This window comes from Brevundimonas nasdae, from assembly GCF_019395145.1.
GTDB lineage: Bacteria > Pseudomonadota > Alphaproteobacteria > Caulobacterales > Caulobacteraceae > Brevundimonas > Brevundimonas nasdae.
Genome location: NZ_CP080034.1, coordinates 2,167,722 through 2,185,383 on the forward strand (window position 1 = coordinate 2,167,722; position 17,662 = coordinate 2,185,383).

Below are 17,662 nucleotides of genomic sequence, written 5' to 3' on the forward strand. Positions count from 1 at the left end.
TTTCATTGAGAGTACGGGCTGATCAGGGACAGATCAGGGGCGGCGTTAACGATATGCGCCCGTATTGTCCCCTGAAAAGCTTGGTAAACGCCGCCGTCGGAGTCGCCTCAGGGGGGAGCGGCCTCGCACCGACTCAGACGCAGGCCTAATCTGACGCTGCAAGACATATGGCCTGAACCCTTGACCAAACCCCGCCAGCACCAGCAGAGGAACGCCCCCCGCGCCCGGCCAGACGCCGACGCGGCGCGCGGACCGTCGCTGGTCGCCCTGTGGCATGCGGGCTGGGCCGTGTCGGTCGCCCTGACGGCGCTTGCGGCCCAGATCATGGGCGCGATCCACGAACCGGCCCTGTCGGCCCTGCTGGTCATGGCCCTGCCCGGCGTGGCGGGGATCGTGCTGATGGCGCAGGACGGCGCAGGCCTGCGGTTCCTGCTGATCGGCGCCTGGCTCCTGGCGTCCCTGGCGGCGGCGGGCCTGACGGGGGGCCTGGCCGGGCCGCTGCCGGGCCTGCTGGTCATGCCCTTGGCGGCGGGGATCGCGCTGGAGCATTCCGGCGCGGGCGACGACCGGCTGACCCGCGTGGGCGCCTTGGCCGTGGGGCTGGCGCTGGCGGCGGGCCTGATCGCGGTGTGGCTGAACGGGGTCGGCGCGCCTCAGCCCGTTCTGGCCGCCGCCTCCGGCTTCCTGGCCCTGATCGCCACGGTGACGGCCATGCGCCTGACCTGGGGCGAGCGCCGCCGCCGTCTGCAACGGGCCGAGAACGGTCTGTCGCACGTCGAAAACCTGCTGAACGCCCAGCCCGGTCTGGTCATGCTGTTGTCGGCGCAAGGTCGGCTGGAGGCCTCATGGGGCGCCGGATCGCCCGCCCTGCCCCTGGCCGAGGTTCGGACCCACGGCCTGTCCGCCATCGTCAACGCACCCGATCAGGCCGCCGTCGTCGCCGCCCTGTCCCGCGCCGAGACGGGCCAGACGGTCGAGGTTCAGTTCAGCCCGCGCGCCGCGCTGGACCGCCGCATCACCCTGATCCTGCGTCGCTTCGACATCGCAGGCGACGCCCCCCGCCTCATCGCCCAGGCCCTTGACGGCACCGCCCAGTTCGCGCGGGAACTGCGGCTGGAGAACGCCCGCCTTGAGGCCGAGGCCCAGAGCGCGGGCAAGACCCGTTTCCTGGCGAACATGAGCCATGAGCTGCGCACGCCCCTGAACGCGGTGATTGGCTTCGCCGACATCATGCGCCAGCGCCTGTTCGGCGCCCTGCCCGACCGTTACGCGGGCTATGCCGACTCCATCCACGAGGCGGGCGGCCATCTGCTGGCCCTGATCAACGACGTGCTGGACCTGTCAAAGATCGAGGCCGAACGCTATGAACTGGCGGTCGAGACGTTCGACGCGCGCGACGCCATATCCGCCGCCATCGCCCTGGTGCGGCTGCAGGCCGACGACCGCGACATCCATCTGGCCGGGGTGCTGCCGCCCCAGCCTCTGGCCGTCACCGCCGATCCGCGCGCCCTGAAGCAGATCACCCTGAACCTGTTGTCCAACGCCGTGAAGTTCACGCCCAAGGGCGGATCGGTCACCGTCACCCTGGACGCCATCGGCCCCTATATGGAGCTGGCCGTCGCCGACACCGGCGTGGGCATCGCGCCCGAGGACCTGAAACGCCTGGGCCGCCCGTTCGAACAGGCGGGCGGTTCGGATCAACGGTCGCAGGGCACCGGTCTGGGCCTGTCGCTGGTGCGGTCGCTGACAGAGCTGCACGGCGGCCGCATGACCATCGACAGCACGCTGGGCGAAGGCACGGTGATCATGGTGCGCCTGCCGGTCGTCGCCTTCGCCTCGCGCGTCGAGCCGACCGCGCCCGTCGCCAAGCCCGCGCCGGTCGAGGCCTAAACCCGGCCCATCGAGATTTAGTCGGCCAAAATCTTAGATCGTCTTTCCGGGGCGAAGCGAAGCGAAGAACCCGGAACCCAGGACTGCGGTGCCGTTGCTTGACGTGTTCAGTGGCGTAGCGCCTCCCCTGGGTTGGCTGCTACGCGCCGCCCTTTGGGTCCGGGTTCGTCCTACGGACGCCCCGGAAGGGTGATTTGGAACTGAATATCGATTGAGCCTAAATCCGGCCCATCGCCAAGAAGGCGCGACCGGCGCCGAAGTCGCCGGCCTCAAAAGTCGAGGTGGCGATGCTGCCGTCACGGAACACGAACTCGACGACGAAGACCTCGCGCGGGTCCAGATGCGACAGGGCGTCCGCCGCCGTCGCCGGGAAGACCCAGGCCTGACCCGTTTTGCGGTTCTCGGCCAGCAGGCTGGCGTCCGCCGCCGAAACGCCCGACGCCCAGAAGACGCGGCGCTGGGCCTGCGGCGGCAGTTCCCGCGCCAGCCACGGGCGATCCGTCACCATCTGGTCGCGCATGACGACCCGCACGCCGGTGGGACGCGACCGCCCCTGCCACGACACCACCGACATCAGCTGATCGGGCCGGTCCAGCCCGCCGACGACCCCGAACCGCACGGGCGAGGCCCCGGTCGTCGTCGCCTGCATCAGCCGCCACGTCGGGCGGGCATAGGCGGAGCGGTCGGCGCTCCAGCTGGCGCGGTCCCCGGGAAAGGTCATGCGGGCCGTGCGCGACAGGCCCGCAAAAGCGTTCTCGACCCGGCCGCTGACCGTCTTCAGATCGTCGGATTCACAGGCGGTCGAGGCCGCCCGCGCCCGCGCCCGCGCCGCCGTCTCGGCGACCTCGCGGTCATTGGCCCCGGCGCGCAGGGCCGCACCCCGCGCCTGCCAGGCGGCGGCGTTCAGGGCGGCGGTGAGCTGGGGCTGAAACAGGCTGCAGCGCTCATTGGCGGCCAGGATGAAGCTGCGCTCATAATAGGGGTCGAAAACCCCCGCTGCGGCGCTGACAGGCGCCGCCGTCGCCAGCACGGCGCAGATCAGGGCTTGGGTTCGCCGGGTGGAAAAGCCTATCCTCATGCCTCCACCCTAGCGGCTCCTCGTTTGGGTTCCGTGTTCGAGCAGGGTTAGCAAATTGCTTCTTTCCAGCGACCTGTGGGTCAGCGCCCTGATCCGCCGCGCCCAGCTCGAAGGCGCCTACGCCACCGTGGTCAAAAAGGGCGACGACCGCGCCGGATCGGTCATCGTCAAGGCCTACGACACCTCAACCCGCACGGCGAAACTGTACACCGAAGCCTTTGGTCAGGACGGCGACCGCCTGTGGATCCAGCCGGTGACCAGCGAAAGCGAAAGCGAACTGGACGCCTACATCACCCGCCAGCGCGGCTACGACCCCGACCTGTGGGTGGTTGAAATCGAAGACCGCCAGGGTCGCCATTTCATCACGGAGAAGGTGGCGGGATAGCCGCCGCCCCGCCTACCGCCGGCAATACTGATAGATGATTTCGCAGCTGGCGCCGCTGCGGGCGCAGCGGCTTCGCACCATGGATCGAACCTCGCTCATGGTGGCGGCTGCGGCCCACGGGTAGCTCTCGCCGGAATTAATGCTGGCCACGGCCACGCAAGGGTTTGAGTATGAGGTGACCAGGGCGCAGTCATCGCCGCCGTTCTCCCTGCACTGCTGCAAGGCGGCGTTTTCAGCCTCCTGCTGATCGGATGCGTTCACCCATGCGCCCGACACGACGCCCGACGCCGCCACCGCGCCCCAACGCCCGCCGCTTCCGCTGCTTCTGGTGTCGCCGACGCCGTGCGCGGGAAGAAAGACGCTGTTGTAGGCCGCAGTCCCCGGCTGCTGAGCGCCCGCCGGCGCCGCGCAGAAAACCAGCGCCGTCAGTGACAAGGCCGCCGTCAAAGCGATCTTCATGTTTACGCTCCTCATCAGGCTCTCTGGCGACGACTGACGCCGCCTTCTCATTCTCATTCCATCCTTCCAGAAGGAAACGGCATCTATCGAGACAGTCAATCGCCTACCGCTATCCAGTTACGGCGGCGTCGCGCTCGGCCCGGTCTTTGATGATCGTCAGCACATTGTCCTGAATGTCGCCCATCATCAGCTCACCCCACAGCTTGGCGTAAGGATTGACGTGAGTCTTGGCGACGTAGCGGGTCGTCAGAGTCACCTCGGTCATGTCGGATGAAATCGGACGCAGGATATAGTCACCTGAATCGATCTTCAGGAACTCGCCATCCGGCGAGATATGCTTGTCCGTATAGTCCTGGACCGAACTGTTGGTGAAGCTGAACGCCCAACCCAGCTTGCGACCCGGCTCCCAGGTCACGATCCGTTCTTCAAAATTGACGTGGTCGCCCCAATAGGCCGTCCGCACCGCGCCCACGCCGACACCGGAAACAGAGGATTCTCTGGGACGAGGCATGCCGATGATGTTGTGCGTCACGGTCCAGCGCCCCTCATCGGCACCGATGTCGCGGCTGGAGACGGCATAGGGCCAAATCTCTTCAGGGGCCGCCTTCACCACCACGCTGCGGCTGAGCGTGACCGTCTCATGCGACGTGGGAATCTGCGCCTCCACGACGCCCGCAACCAAGGGTATGATCAGAAAACTGGACTCGAGAACGCGGCCACGACGATTGCGCTGCGACCGCATCAGAAACGCCCCCACCCAGCCGCTGACCAGCCAGATCGGCGCCACCATGATCAGGCAGATCACGCCTTCATGCAGAATAAAGACCGAGGCCAGGCAGACAATGGCGCAGAGGATCAGGGGGACCAACCAATAGAAGCCGGAGGTTCGGTTCCGGTCCGGGTCGCCGATGTAGCAGATCAGCGCACAGAGCATGGCGGGCAGCAGGGCCAGAAACCACAGACTGGCAAACCAGATCGTTCCTGCGCGCGAGGCCGAAAACAACATGAAGGCGGTGAGCGCGATGACCAGCGCCAGGCCGAACGCCGAAACAAGCCTGTGACGCAGACGCCGACGGCCCCTGACGGCCACTGCCTCCTGTTCAGTCATGACACCCTCACCTATTCGTCAGTTATTTCTGTAAAAAGAGAAATCAGTCGCCAAATTTTTAATCAGCCGCTGCGGTCCTTGACGCCGACAAACTTCAGAAGGCTGGCGACCTTAGAGCCCATGCGGATAAGCCGCATCAGTGTTTCAGGCGGAACGTCCAGCATCTGTTGGTACCAGTCGTCGACCGTCGTAACGAAAGCCTGCATCCGCTTCAGCCGCGCCTTGACCTCTGGGCTGATGTCAGAATCGTTCTCGTTGACCCCGACGACCGCATCATTGATGGCGGCGACCATGGGATCAATCTCGCGCGCCTTACGTCCCTGGGCGACCTTGGTCGCCATCTGCCAGAGATCGGTTTCCGCCTGATAATGATCGCGGCGATCGCCCAGCACCGGAACCCGGTGGATCAGCTTCCAGGTCTGCAGTTCCTTGAGGCTGTTGGAGACGTTAGAGCGCGCCAGACCCAGGGTCGCGGCGATGTCTTCAGCCGTCAGCGGCTTCTCACTGAGATAAAGCAGGGCCTGGATCTGGGCCACCGACCGGTTCACCCCCCATTGCCCGCCCAGGTCGCCCCAGCGAAGCACGATCTGCTCCACGGCGAGAGGCATCGACCTGTCGTTTATTTCTGTCATGACAGAAATAAACGACGAACATCGTCATAAGTCAATAGAAGGCGTCAGGCGCGACCTCACCCCTTTCGACCATCAAACGCGGCCCGCGCCGCTTCAATGCGGTCGATGTTCTTTTCGGCCCAGAGCCAGACGCCGCAGAAGGCTTCGGCCAGGGTGACGCCCAGGTCGGTCAGGCGGTATTCGACCTTGGGCGGGATGACGGGGTGGACGGTGCGGACGACCAGGCCGTCGCGCTCCATCTGACGCAGGGTCTGGGTCAGCATCTTCTGGCTGACGCCCTCGACCAGCCGCCCCAGTTGGGTGAAGCGGGTCTCGCCGTGTTCGGCCAGAACCTCAAGGATCAGCATGGTCCATTTGTCCGCAACCCGTCCGATCACCTCGGTGACCAGGGCCTCGACGCGCGGATCGGCGGTCTGTCCGGTGTCAGGATGTGTGATTTTTGCGGCGGGAAGTCCCGTCATGGCTTAATCTTTCCGTGCGGTAAGTATGGCGGGTTTCAGTGCCTACTTTCCATAAGAGAGTGTCCGTCATAACTGGGTTTCAACGCGATTGCACGCGTCAGAACAGGAGCCTGACCATGAACATCACCGGCAACACCATCCTGATCACCGGCGGCGGCACCGGCATCGGCCGCGCCCTGGCGGAGGCCCTGCACGCGCGGGGCAATCAGGTCATCATCACCGGCCGTCGCGAGGCCCCGCTGATCGAGGCCGCAGCCGCCAACCCCGGCATGGCCTGGGCCACGCTGGACATCGCCGACCCGGCCGCCATCCGCGCCTTCGCCGCCCAGGTCGTCAGGGATCACCCGGCCCTGAACGTGGTCGTCAATAATGCCGGCGTCATGCTGGCCGAGGACCTGAAGGCCGAGCCGTTCGATCTGGACACGGTCGAGACGACGGTCGCCACCAACCTGCTGGGCCCGATCCGCCTGACCACCGCCCTGCTGCCGCATCTGCGCGCGCAGAAGGCGTCGACCGTGGTGACCGTGTCCTCGGGCCTGGCCTTCATCCCCCTGGCGGCGACGCCGACCTATAATGCGACCAAGGCGGCCATCCATTCCTGGAGCCAGTCGCTGCGTCACCAGTTGGCCGATACGTCGGTCGAGGTGCTGGAGCTGGCCCCGCCCGCCGTCGCCACCGACCTGATGCCCGGCCATGCCGAGAACCCGAACTCCATGCCGCTGGCCGACTATACGGCGGAGGTCGTCAGCCTGATCGAACGCGGCGACACCCCGCGCGGCGAAATCCTGGTCGAACGGGTCAAGCCGCTGCGGTTCGCGGAGCGGAACGACTATCAGGCGGTGTTCGAACGCCTGAACGGCGCGCACTAGCGTCCGCCGACACTCTACTAAGAGCCGTCATTCCGGGGCGCCTGAAAGGCGAACCCGGAACCCAGGAGGCGCGCATCCAGCGCCAACGTCCAATGGCGCAATCACGCCCCTGGGTTCCGGGTTCTTCGCTACGCTCAGCCCCGGAATGACGGCCCGATAAGTCGGCTGAATGTAAAATCGACCGCACTAGGTCTCAAACGCGGTCAGGATCGGGCAGGGTCCGGCGTGGTTCTGACCGCAGCGTTCGGCCAGGGTCGTCAGCGAGGCGCGGGCGGCCTGAAGCTCGGCGATCTTGACGTCCAGGTCGGCGATCCGCGCCTGGGCCAGGGCGCGCGCCCGGTCATGGTCGTGGCCCGCATCCAGGGCCAGAAGCTCGCCGATCTGCTCCAGGGTGAAGCCCGCGCCCTGGGCCGCGCGGATGAAGCGCAGGCGGCGGACCTCCGGCTCTCCATAGCGACGCACCCCGCCGTCGCCGTCCGGTTTGGGCATCAGATCGCGCCGCTGATAATAGCGCACCGTCTCGACGCCGACGCCGCCCGCGCGGGCCAATCCTGCAATCGTCGTGGTCATGCCTTGACTCCGTACCATGGTCCGCACCCCACATGGGGTTCGACGCTGGAAACGCAAAGTCGAAGGAAGCCCTGATGTCCGCTCAAAAGACCGCCGTCCTGCACCGCATGGTGATGGATAAACACGTGTGCCCGTGGGGTCTGCGCGCCCTCTATCTGCTGAAAAGCGAAGGCTACAAGGTCGAGGACCGCTGGCTGACCACGCGCGAACAGGTCGACGCCTTCAAGGCCCAGCACGACGTCAAGACCACGCCCCAGACCTTCATCGACGGCCAGCGGGTCGGGGGATACGACGACCTGCGCCGGTTCCTGGGCAAGCCGGTCAAGGACAAGGACAAGAAGACCTACACCCCCGTTCTGGTCGTGTTCGCGGTCACCGCCCTGATGGCCGTCGCCGCCAGCTATGCGGGAGGAACCCTGCTGACCATGCGCACGCCGGAATGGTTCATCGCCTTTTCGATGGCGGCGTTGGCCATGCTGAAGCTGCGCGATCTGGACGGTTTCGCCACCATGTTCCTGGGCTATGACGTGCTGGCCAAGCGCTGGCTGCCCTATGCCTACATCTATCCGTTCATCGAGCTGGGCGCGGGCGTGCTGATGATCGCAGGCGTGCTGAACTGGCTGTCGGTGCCAGCGGCCGTTGTCGCAGGCTCCATCGGCGCCTGGTCGGTGTTCAAGGCCGTCTATATCCAGAAGCGAGAGCTGAAATGCGCCTGCGTCGGCGGCGACAGCAATGTTCCGCTGGGCTTCCTGTCCCTGACCGAGAACGTGATGATGGTGGCGATGGCCGTATGGATGGGGTGGATGGCCTGGGGCTGAGGCCATCCACTCGCGACCGTTTACCGGTCGCCGGTCGAGCGCGCGATGACGGCCCGCATCCCCTCGGCGTGCAGGGCGCCGGACGGTGCGATCTTGGTGTTGGGCGTCTCGGCCGGGCCGGTGTTGGCCGTCAGGTCCTCCGGTCCGCGCCAGCCCGGGTTCTCGGACTTGTGCTGCACGGCCGCGGCCAGGTTCCGGGTCGCCTTTTCCGCCGGAGATTTCCTGGCGGCGTCGCGGCGGGCGTGAACCTCGTCCGTCACCCGCTTCACGGCCTCGGCCAGCAGGGCCTTCTTCTGGCGCGCGCCCGTGTCTGGGCCGGGGGCTTCGGTGTTGCGGGTCCGCGTGCGGATCATGCGCTGGACCCGGTCGCGCCGGGCGCGCAGCCGCTTCTGCAGATCGGTCAGCTGGGCCTGATTGAGAGCGCCGAGGTCACGGCTCTGAGCGACCAGTTCACGCTCGCCCGTGTCCAGAGCGCGCTCTTCGTGGCTGATGGCCATGCGTTTTCTCCGTTTTCCGTTGCAGGAAAAATAAGCGTCCGCCCTCGCCGGATGTTCCATATTTGCGACGGTGGGTCACAGCCCGAGACGCCGGGACAGGCGTTGTTCTTGACTTCACGCGCCTTTGCCTCCATTTGCGCCGCATCGCACAATCGCGATCTCCGGCGTCTCCAGCGCGTGTGGGTCCCTCCCCGGGCCTGTCTGTAGAAGTCGCCGGTTCCTCAAGTTCATTCGCTGCCCGGACACGCGGGGCGGCGCCCGATCCACCCCGCAGGCCTCACCCCCGAGGCCCCGTCGGGACTGGCGGTGCGCGGCCCTTAGGCGTCATGCCATGGCTGAAAGCGCCCTGCCGCACGCGAAAGACACTGCTGTGAGCATCACATTCGAATCCATGGGCCTGAACAAGGCCCTTCTTCAGGCCCTGACCGCGACCGGCTACACCAAGCCCACGCCGATCCAGGAAAAGGCCATCCCTGACGTCATGCTGGGCAAGGACCTGCTGGGCATCGCCCAGACCGGCACCGGCAAGACCGCCGCCTTCGCCCTGCCGATCCTGCATCGCCTGGCCGAGAACCGCACCCCGCCCGTGCCTCGCACCACGCGCGCCCTGATCCTGAGCCCGACGCGCGAACTGGCCACCCAGATCGGCGACAGCTTCAAGGCCTACGGCGCCCACCTGGGCTTCCGGGTCGCGGTCATCTTCGGCGGCGTGAAGTACGGCGCCCAGGAACGCGCCCTGCAACAGGGCCTGGACATCCTGGTCGCCGCGCCGGGCCGTCTGCTGGACCATATCCAGCAGAAGACGCTGGACCTGTCCTCGACCGAAATCTTCGTGCTGGACGAAGCCGACCAGATGCTGGACCTGGGCTTCATCAAGCCGATCCGCCAGATCGTCAGCCGCATGCCTGCGCGCCGTCAGAACCTGTTCTTCTCGGCGACCATGCCGTCCGAGATCGGCAAGCTGGCGGGTGAACTGCTGAAAGACCCGGTCAAGGTTCAGGTCACCCCGCAATCCACCACCGTCCAGCGCATCAGCCAGTCGGTCGTCTATATCGAACAGGGCAAGAAGCGCGCCCTGCTGACCGAGATGTTCAGCGACCCGGAATACAAACGCTGCCTGGTCTTCACCAAGACCAAGCACGGCGCCGACAAGGTTGCGGCCTATCTGGAGACCGGCGGCGTCGAAGCCGGCGCGATCCACGGCAACAAGTCCCAGCCCCAGCGTGAACGCACGCTGGAAGCCTTCAAGAAGGGCAAGCTGCGCGTCTTGGTCGCCACCGACATCGCCGCGCGCGGCATCGACGTGGACGGCGTCTCGCACGTCGTGAACTTCGAACTGCCGCACGTGCCGGAGAGCTATGTCCACCGCATCGGCCGTACGGCCCGCGCAGGCAAGGACGGCACCGCCGTCAGCTTCGTGGCTGGCGACGAAATGAAGCTGCTGCGCGACATCGAAAAGGTCACGCGTCAGAAGATCCCGGCTGCGGATCGCCGCAACGACAAGCAGCTGGCGGCTCTGGACGCCTCCATCATGTCGGCGGGCGTGGCCAAGAAGGCGACCCTGCCGGAACGTGAAGGCGGCGAACGCAACGAGGGCGGCCGCGGGGGCCGCGGCCGTCGCAACCCGCATCGCGACGGCGTGCGTCCGGAAGGCGGCGGCCAGCCTCACCGCAAGCGTCGCGGCGATCGCGGTGGCGAAGCGGCGGCGGCGAGGCCTGAGAAGACCTACAACCCGATGGCTGGTGAAAAGACCACGCCGCGCGAACCCCGCCAGTCGGATCCCCGCAAGAGCGAGCCGCGTGCCGAGGGCGAACTGAAGCGCCGCCCCCGTCGCCGCCCGTCGAACGGCGGCAAGGGCTACGGCGCCGCCAAGGGCTGAAACGATCCTGCCCGTGAAGCGTAGCGGAACGGAGCCTTCTAGCTCGTCATTCCGGGTTCTTCGCTACGCTCAGCCCCGGAATGACGGCTCTAGGTTCCTCCCCGCTGCGGGGGAGGAATAAAAAACGGCGGCGCCTGCGAAGGCGCCGCCGTTCTCATGTCAGCCGATGGCTGCGGACCTTAGAAGTTCCAGGTCGCGCCCACCGAGAAGCCGACGCCCGAGCCGCTCGACTCGGCCAGGATGTTGGAGATGGCCACACCATTGCCATAGACGTCGCGCGTCTCGACGACCTTGCTCTTGTCGATGTCGATATAGGTCACCGCGCCGTCGAAGGTCACCGAACCCAGGGTCTTGGAGAGGCCCGCCGAATACAGCATGCGGTCGCCGTCCGGGATGCGGGCGGTGCGCTGGCCGTCGCGGGTCGGGGTCGGGTCATAGCCGATGCCGCCGCGCACCGTCATGGTCGGATCCACGGCGTAGTCGAAGCCGATCGCGCCCGTGGTCACGTCCTTGTAGTTCTGAACGATTGCGGTGTCGGTGGTGTTATAGTGCACGCGGATGGCGTCGAACTCGCTCCAGCCGATGCGGTTGACCTGGGCGTTCAGGGTCAGCTTGTCATTGACGTGATAGCGGCCCGACAGGGTGGCGAACCACGGGGTGTTGAAGTTGGCGTTGCCGTTGGCGGCGACATTGGCCACAGCCAGCGCGCCCGTCAGACCCGAGATGTTGATGTCGCCGTCCAGGTCATGCTCGATCTTGGAGCGGTACGACAGACCCAGGTCCAGCTTGCTGAAGTGCGCCTGGGCGCCGACGTTCCAGCCGTAATCCCAGCCGTCGCCTTCCAGCGAGTTGAAGCCGTCCGTCGCCGCCGGCAGCAGGAATACAGGCACGCCCGTCGCCGTCGGCGCGCCAGCCACGCCCGTCACCGTCGGCAGGTTCGGCATGGCCGAGGTCAGCTTGGCCTTCACATACTGAGCGTCGAAACCGGCGCCGACGTCCAGCCAGTCCGTGACCTTGGCGGCCAGCACCAGGCCGATGTTGGCCGAGCGCAGTTCGGACGTCATGGCGTCGTAGCGGGCAAAGTCGTTGGCTTCGTACTTGGTGGTGAAGTTGTAGGGCGCCTGAACGGCCAGGCCGACGGTGAAGCGGTCGCCGATCGGCTGGGCGATGGCGAAGTTCGGCACCAGGCCGCTTTCAACCACGTCATGGACGTGCGGGTTGCCGCCGACCGGGGTCGAACCCGTCAGGATGGTGCCGGCCGGGAAGGGCGCGGGCGCAGGCAGGTTGTAGTTGATGGTCGATCCGCGGTCGTCGACGCTGGAGTCCAGGATCAGGCCGTGGACGCCGACATAGGCCTGACGGCCGCTGCGGGCGATGGCGGCGGGGTTCCACCACAACGACTGAACGCCGGTGTCGGCGCCTTCGCCGGAATAGGCGCGTCCTGCGCCGCGGGTCGATTGTTCTTGAAGATAGAAGGAGCCAGCCATGGCCGGAGCAGAGACGCCGACCAGCAGGGCGGTCGTCAGGGCCAGTCCGCCAACACGGGCGATGTTCCTGGGGTTCATTTCATACACCTAATAAGCGTCGCCCGCCTGATCAGCGGGACGATCGGGGGAGGAGCCCAAAAAGCGTTCTCGTCATGAAAACGTTGCAGGCAAGGCCCCCATCGGACGGGAAGCGGGCGAAACAGTGGCGCGAAAGCCGCACACGATCACGCCTTCGAGAGGTTCCGCGACGGCAAGATCAACGCGACAGATAACGTTATTATCGGAATATTTTTGCGGTAAATCAGCGAGTTTTCACGCCCCATGCAGACCAGTTTCCTATCAACGCCGCCTGACAGGTCGAACCATGAAGACGTTCGACTGTGTCGAAGCCGCGACACTGGTTCACGATCAACGGCGCGCTGTTGAGGACTGCGGGCTCAGATCGGGAACCAAAACGCTCCTCGGTCCCCGCGACACCCGAATCCAGAACCGGGACTTGAGGTTTTGTGCTATAAGGACCATCTCGGGCGGACGGATTTCGCCCCGCCCAGGCTTTTTGCCGCCAGCCTTTTGCAGACCGATCCCTATGTACGAAACGCCCGAACTGGAAACCGACGTCCTGGTCCGTTCCAGCAGCATCCGCATCCACACGCCCGAAGATTTCGAGGGTATGCGCAAGGCCGGTCGGCTGGTCGCCGAGGCGCTGGACATGATCATCCCGCACGTCCAGCCGGGCGTGACCACCGGCCGGATCGACGATCTGGTGCGCGAGTTCACCCTGGACAACGGCGGCCTGCCCGCCTGCCTGGGCTACAAGGGTTATGAGAAGACCGTCTGCACCTCGATCAACCACGTCGTCTGCCACGGCATTCCCGGCGACAAGGTTCTGAAGGAAGGCGACATCGTCAACATCGACCACACCGTCATCGTCGACGGCTGGCATGGCGACAGCAGCCGCATGTATGCGGTCGGCGAGATCAATGCGCGGGCCAAGCGCCTGATCGACGTCACCTATGAATCGCTGGAGCTGGGTCTGGCCCAGGTCAAGCCGGGCAACACCTTCGGCGACATCGGCTTCGCCATCCAGAAGTTCGTCGAGGCCCAGCGCATGAGCGTGGTGCGCGACTTCTGCGGCCACGGCATCGGCCGCGTGTTCCACGACAGCCCCAACGTCCTGCACTATGGCCGCAAGGGCGACGGCGCCGTGCTGAAGGCCGGCATGTTCTTCACCGTCGAGCCGATGGTGAACCTGGGCAAGCCGCAGGTAAAGGTGCTGTCCGACGGCTGGACCGCCGTGACCCGTGACAAGTCCCTGTCCGCCCAGTGCGAACACACCATCGGGGTGACCGAGGACGGCCTGGAGATCTTCACCGCCTCGCCCAAGGGCCTGTTCCGCCCGAACTGAATCCAAGTCTGATCGATACCAGATCTGCCTTCAGGCTCGTCATTCCGGGACTGAGCGAAGCGAAGAACCCGGAACCCAGGGCCACAATCACGACGTCGGCCGCATTCAACACCGGATGCACGCCTTCTGGGTTCCGGGTTCGTCCTTCGGACGCCCCGGAATGACGGTCAGGCTGAACGCCGCCACACACGTCTTCCTCCGGAGAACGTAGCAAGACCGCGGGACGGCGAAAGAGTTGACGCCCGCACACGCCGTGCTTGCGCCCGCCGTCGGATCGACCGATCCTGCCGGCGCATGACCGACGAACTTCCCGCCAAGACCAAGCCGCGCCACAGCGGCCATCGCGATCGGCTGCGCGAGCGGGCGGCCAAGGGAGGGCTGGGTGCCCTGCCCGACTATGAACTGCTGGAGCTGCTGCTGTTTCGCAGCATCCCGTACAAGGACACCAAGCCGCTGGCCAAGGATCTTCTGGCGCGGTTCGGCGGGCTGGAGGGGATCGGCGCGGCCAGTCACGAGGCGATTGAGGACAGCGTGGCGCGGTCGCTGGGCTATGCACCAGGCAAGGCGACGCGGGCGGTTGCGCTGGACCTGCAGTTGATCTTCGATGTGACGCGCCGGATCGCGCGTGAGCCGACCGCCAAACGCCCCGTCATCTCGTCCTGGAGCGCGCTTCTGGCCTATGTCCGGGTCGCGCTGCAGCACGAACCGCGCGAGCAGTTCCGGGTGCTGTATCTGGACAAGAAGAACCAGCTGATCCTGGACGAGGTGCAGAACCGCGGCACGGTCGATCACGCCCCCGTCTATCCGCGCGAGGTCGTGCGCCGCGCGCTGGAGCTGTCATCCAGCGCCCTGATCCTGGTCCACAACCACCCGTCTGGCGACCCGACGCCCAGCCGGGCCGATGTCGAGATGACGAAACAGGTTGTGCTGGCGGGCCGCGCCCTTAACGTCGAGGTGCATGACCATCTGGTCGTCGGCCGCGACGGGGTGGCCAGCCTGAAGCAACTGGGACTGATGTGACCGAGACGACGCTGACGACGGAACGCCTGATCCTGACCCCGGCCGGGCTCGATGACTTCACCGAAATCGCCGCCTTGTGGAAGGACGAAGCCTTCACCCAGTTCATCATGGGCCGCGCCCTGTCGGATGAAGAGGTCTGGTTCCGCCTGCTGCGCGACATCGGCCACTGGACCGCGCTGGGCCACGGCAACTGGTCGATCCGGCTGAGGCACGGCGGCGCCTATCTGGGCAGCGTGGGGGTGCTGAACTACCGGCGCGAGATGACGCCGGCCTTCGATGCGCCCGAGCTGGGCTGGGGCGTTGATCCGGCCTATCAGGGCCAGGGTTACGCCGCAGAGGCCCTGACCGCCGCCCTGGCCTGGGCCGACCAGACCCGGGGCGCCGCGCGCACCGTCTGCATGATCGCGCCCGACAACCTGCCCTCGCTGAAACTGGCCGCCCGCGTCGGCTATCGCCCCTATGCTGAGACGACTTACAACGGCCACGGGGTACGGCTGTTCGAACGCCCCTGCACAGCCCCGTAGTCAGCCATTAAGGTTTATGAGGCAGGTTGAAGGGTGAACGTCTCACGAGTGCCTTCCCATGCCCATGCCCGTCGAAACCCTGCGTCAGCATCTGGTCGACGCCTTCCCTGACGCAGAGATCGCCATCGAGGATCTGGCCGGGGACGGCGACCACTATCGCGCGCGCATCGTTTCCGGCGCCTTTGCGGGCCTGTCGCGCGTGAAGCAGCACCAACTGGTCTATGCGGCCCTGAAGGGCCAGATGGGCGGCGAACTGCACGCCCTGGCGCTGGAGACCTCCGCCCCACAGACGGCCCAGGGAACCTGACCCATGCGTTATCGTCCGTTCGGCGCAGCGGGCGCCGCAGTTTCGAACCTGACCTTCTCCATCGGCACGGACACCCTGTCGGGGGGACGCGACGCCACGCTGGACCTGCTCTATTCGGCGCTGGAGGCGGGCATCAACTCCTACCGGCTGGACGCGCCCGACCCCGTCACCGCCGAGGTGCTGGGCGAGGCCCTGTCCCACGTCAACCGCGACCTGGTCTGCGTCAGCCTGAACCTGGGCGCGCGCGAAGGCAAGAATGCGCCCCGCGACTTCTCCGCCGAGGGCATGACCCACGCCATCGACCAGGTTCTGCATTTCTCGGGCCTGGGCTGGATCGACGTCGCCGTGCTGCAGGAGCCGGGCGAGCACGAGCTGCAGCAGTCGTCCCTGACGGCGTTGAAGGGCCTGCGCGCGACCGGACGCATCAAGCTGCTCGGCGTGGCGGGCGAAGGCGACGTGATGGACGCCTATGTCTCGACCGGCGCCTTCGACGTGCTGATGACGCCCTACAACATCCATTCGGATTGGAAGATCCGCAACCGCGTCCGCGCCGCACGCGAACAGGACATGGCGATCTTCGTCTATGACTATTTCCGCGACCGCCGCGCGCCGGATCGCGACATCTCCAAGGCCCCGCCCCGTAAGCGCGGCTTCTTCGGCATAGGGGCGGAGCCGCGCGTGAAGGGGACCGCCGATCCCTATCATTTCCTCTACAACACGCCGAAATGGACGGCTGAGACGATCAGCCTGACCTACGCCCTGATCGATCCGTCGATCGCCAGCGTCATCGTCCGCGCCAAGGACAAGGACCGGCTGAAAACCCTGGCCGATACGCCGGAACGCGACATGCCGCCGGGCCTGGCCGCCCAGATCGAGATGGCCGGGGTCCAGCCCAACGCCGCCTGAACCCATCACGTTAGGGTCAGGAAGCGCGACGCGACGCCGCGCAGCGCTTGACCCGGAGCCTTCGCCTCCCTAGCTGACGGGCTTCACGAAAGGCCAATATCCGTGACCGACACCGTTCAAGCCGCAGACCCCGTCCACGCCTTCATCGCCGACACCGTCGCCCAGCACGACGTGGTGCTGTTCATGAAGGGCACGCCGGACCAGCCGCGTTGTGGCTTCTCCTCCCTGGCGGTTCAGATTCTGGACCATGTCGGCGCGTCGTTCGTCGGCGTGGACGTGCTGCAGGACGAGAGCCTGCGCGAAGGCATCAAGAGCTTCACCGACTGGCCCACCATTCCGCAGCTCTATGTGAAGGGCGAGTTCGTCGGCGGCTCCGACATCGTGCGTGAGATGTTCCAGGCTGGCGAGCTTCAGGCCCTGATGGTCGAGAAGGGCGTGGCTCTGGGCGAGGCCTGATGGCCCGCGCGACCCTGACCCCGCGCGAAGACCGCGAGGTCTTCGTCCTGCCGCTTGAGGTTCTGCCCGAGCATATCGACGCCAACGGCCATGTGAACAACGTGGTCTATGTCGGCTGGCTGCAGGACGCCGGCACGGCGCACTGGAACGCGCGGTTTTCCGAGGAAGACCGCGCGAAATGGTCGTGGGTCGCGACACGGCATGAGATCGACTATCTGCGCGGGATCGAGCCGGGTGCGACGGGCGTTGTCGCCCGCACCTGGGTCGGCGAACCGCACGGTCCGCGCTTCAACCGCTATGTCCGCATCGAGAACGCCGAGGGCAAGGTCTGCGCCCAGGGCGTCACCGAATGGGTGCTGGTGGACGCTGCGACCCTGAGGCCGCAGCGCATACCGCCGTCGATGCTGACGGTGTTCGAGGCTACTTCAGCGGATTGATGATCCGCACCGGGCTGCCAGCCTCGATGCCCAGGTCCGCATAGGTCCAGCGCAGCTCCACGTCGGGAACCGCGACCAGCGAGCGGCAGATGTCTTCCTTGATCCGGCGCACTGTGACCTCGGCCTGACGGTTGTCAGCGACCGAAACCTCGAAGTCCGCCTGGGTGGTGCAGCCGTTGGACGAGACCAGAACGACCAGCGCACCATCATCAATCCGGGCGCCGCGAATGGTTTCTGCGGACGGCGCGTCATTGCGCGTGACATTGACCCGCACGTTGTCGCTGGCCGTGCTGTCATAGATGACGCAGGCCGACAGGGCCGGCGCCAGCAGACCCGCCAGCGCCAGAACCTTCAAGCCGCGCATCACTTAGCCTCGGTGGACGACGTCACGACGCGCGTCGTCGGCTTTTCGGTCGAGATGATGATGCAGCCCGACAGCAGAGGCGCGGCGATGGCGAGAGCGAGAGCGAGACG

General features: G+C 66.2%; 21 protein-coding genes. 12 read left to right on the plus strand and 9 right to left on the minus strand.

The genetic code is table 11. The features are described 5' to 3' along the window. The first annotated feature begins 180 nt into the window (after positions 1-180). Complete coding sequence (locus tag KWG56_RS10625; protein WP_244999470.1) at positions 181-1,890, plus strand: sensor histidine kinase; 1,710 nt, start codon at positions 181-183, stop codon at positions 1,888-1,890. A 217-nt stretch (positions 1,891-2,107) separates the two neighbouring features. Here the strand turns inward: KWG56_RS10625 and KWG56_RS10630 are convergent, their stop codons facing one another. Continuing rightward, complete coding sequence (locus KWG56_RS10630) at positions 2,108-2,968, minus strand: hypothetical protein (RefSeq protein ID WP_219354736.1); 861 nt, start codon at positions 2,966-2,968, stop codon at positions 2,108-2,110. A gap of 55 nt (positions 2,969-3,023) precedes the next feature. On the opposite strand from KWG56_RS10630, the gene KWG56_RS10635 reads away from it, so the two are divergent. Beyond that, positions 3,024-3,353, plus strand: a complete 330-nt coding sequence (locus KWG56_RS10635) for a DUF1491 family protein (protein ID WP_201100650.1) — start codon at positions 3,024-3,026, stop codon at positions 3,351-3,353. A gap of 12 nt (positions 3,354-3,365) precedes the next feature. On the opposite strand, the gene KWG56_RS10640 is transcribed toward KWG56_RS10635, so the two are convergent. The 4 genes from KWG56_RS10640 to KWG56_RS10655 all read right to left on the minus strand — a co-directional run bounded on the left by KWG56_RS10640 (position 3,366) and on the right by KWG56_RS10655 (position 6,013). Further along, on the minus strand, positions 3,366-3,812 hold the full coding sequence (locus tag KWG56_RS10640; RefSeq protein WP_219354737.1) for a DUF4189 domain-containing protein: 447 nt from the start codon (positions 3,810-3,812) through the stop codon (positions 3,366-3,368). Positions 3,813-3,921: 109 nt separating this feature from the next. Continuing rightward, the gene (locus KWG56_RS10645; RefSeq protein ID WP_219354738.1) at positions 3,922-4,920 is read right to left on the minus strand and encodes an SRPBCC family protein; all 999 of its coding nucleotides are present in this window, start codon (positions 4,918-4,920) and stop codon (positions 3,922-3,924) included. Positions 4,921-4,982: 62 nt separating this feature from the next. Continuing rightward, on the minus strand, positions 4,983-5,528 hold the full coding sequence (locus tag KWG56_RS10650; RefSeq protein ID WP_201100647.1) for a GbsR/MarR family transcriptional regulator: 546 nt from the start codon (positions 5,526-5,528) through the stop codon (positions 4,983-4,985). An 80-nt stretch (positions 5,529-5,608) separates the two neighbouring features. Then, a complete protein-coding gene (locus tag KWG56_RS10655) occupies positions 5,609-6,013 on the minus strand; it encodes a winged helix-turn-helix transcriptional regulator (protein WP_219354739.1) in 405 nt (134 codons plus the stop codon). Between the two features lie 116 nt (positions 6,014-6,129). Between KWG56_RS10655 and KWG56_RS10660 the strand changes: the two genes are divergently transcribed. Continuing rightward, the gene (locus tag KWG56_RS10660; protein WP_219354740.1) at positions 6,130-6,882 is read left to right on the plus strand and encodes an SDR family oxidoreductase; all 753 of its coding nucleotides are present in this window, start codon (positions 6,130-6,132) and stop codon (positions 6,880-6,882) included. A gap of 186 nt (positions 6,883-7,068) precedes the next feature. Here KWG56_RS10660 and KWG56_RS10665 read toward each other — a convergent pair whose 3' ends face one another. Next, positions 7,069-7,452, minus strand: a complete 384-nt coding sequence (locus KWG56_RS10665; RefSeq protein WP_244999471.1) for a MerR family transcriptional regulator — start codon at positions 7,450-7,452, stop codon at positions 7,069-7,071. Between the two features lie 74 nt (positions 7,453-7,526). On the opposite strand from KWG56_RS10665, the gene KWG56_RS10670 reads away from it, so the two are divergent. Continuing rightward, entirely contained in the window at positions 7,527-8,270 is a 744-nt protein-coding gene (locus KWG56_RS10670) for a MauE/DoxX family redox-associated membrane protein (RefSeq protein ID WP_219354742.1), read from the plus strand. Between the two features lie 20 nt (positions 8,271-8,290). Here the strand turns inward: KWG56_RS10670 and KWG56_RS10675 are convergent, their stop codons facing one another. Beyond that, positions 8,291-8,767: a hypothetical protein gene (locus KWG56_RS10675; protein ID WP_219354743.1), complete on the minus strand. Its 477-nt coding sequence runs from the start codon at positions 8,765-8,767 to the stop codon at positions 8,291-8,293. Between the two features lie 331 nt (positions 8,768-9,098). On the opposite strand from KWG56_RS10675, the gene KWG56_RS10680 reads away from it, so the two are divergent. Next, positions 9,099-10,646 carry a DEAD/DEAH box helicase gene (locus tag KWG56_RS10680; RefSeq protein ID WP_219354744.1) on the plus strand — a complete coding sequence of 516 codons (1,548 nt, stop codon included), beginning with the start codon at positions 9,099-9,101 and terminating at the stop codon, positions 10,644-10,646. 179 nt (positions 10,647-10,825) lie between these two features. On the opposite strand, the gene KWG56_RS10685 is transcribed toward KWG56_RS10680, so the two are convergent. Then, complete coding sequence (locus KWG56_RS10685; protein WP_219354745.1) at positions 10,826-12,211, minus strand: OmpP1/FadL family transporter; 1,386 nt, start codon at positions 12,209-12,211, stop codon at positions 10,826-10,828. A 508-nt stretch (positions 12,212-12,719) separates the two neighbouring features. Here KWG56_RS10685 and map point away from each other — a divergent pair. The 7 genes from map (at position 12,720) to KWG56_RS10720 (ending at position 17,188) form a co-directional block, all read left to right on the plus strand. Next, entirely contained in the window at positions 12,720-13,538 is an 819-nt protein-coding gene (gene map, locus KWG56_RS10690; RefSeq protein WP_219354746.1) for a type I methionyl aminopeptidase, read from the plus strand. Positions 13,539-13,832: 294 nt separating this feature from the next. After that, entirely contained in the window at positions 13,833-14,558 is a 726-nt protein-coding gene (gene radC / locus KWG56_RS10695) for a RadC family protein (RefSeq protein WP_219354747.1), read from the plus strand. Next, positions 14,555-15,082 (plus strand): GNAT family N-acetyltransferase, encoded by a 528-nt coding sequence (locus tag KWG56_RS10700; protein ID WP_219354748.1) that lies wholly within the window; start codon positions 14,555-14,557, stop codon positions 15,080-15,082. Before radC ends, KWG56_RS10700 begins: the two co-directional genes overlap by 4 nt. 58 nt (positions 15,083-15,140) lie before the next feature. Continuing rightward, complete coding sequence (locus KWG56_RS10705) at positions 15,141-15,389, plus strand: BolA family protein (RefSeq protein WP_219354749.1); 249 nt, start codon at positions 15,141-15,143, stop codon at positions 15,387-15,389. 3 nt (positions 15,390-15,392) lie between these two features. Next, positions 15,393-16,295, plus strand: coding sequence for an aldo-keto reductase family protein (locus KWG56_RS10710; protein WP_219354750.1), 903 nt, complete (start codon positions 15,393-15,395; stop codon positions 16,293-16,295). Between the two features lie 102 nt (positions 16,296-16,397). After that, entirely contained in the window at positions 16,398-16,751 is a 354-nt protein-coding gene (grxD, locus tag KWG56_RS10715; RefSeq protein ID WP_201100632.1) for a Grx4 family monothiol glutaredoxin, read from the plus strand. After that, complete coding sequence (locus KWG56_RS10720) at positions 16,751-17,188, plus strand: acyl-CoA thioesterase (RefSeq protein ID WP_219354751.1); 438 nt, start codon at positions 16,751-16,753, stop codon at positions 17,186-17,188. Before grxD ends, KWG56_RS10720 begins: the two co-directional genes overlap by 1 nt. Here the strand turns inward: KWG56_RS10720 and KWG56_RS10725 are convergent. Beyond that, complete coding sequence (locus KWG56_RS10725) at positions 17,172-17,552, minus strand: hypothetical protein (RefSeq protein ID WP_244999472.1); 381 nt, start codon at positions 17,550-17,552, stop codon at positions 17,172-17,174. The two genes, KWG56_RS10720 and KWG56_RS10725, sit on opposite strands and share 17 nt — an antisense overlap. Positions 17,553-17,662: the final 110 nt, after the last annotated feature.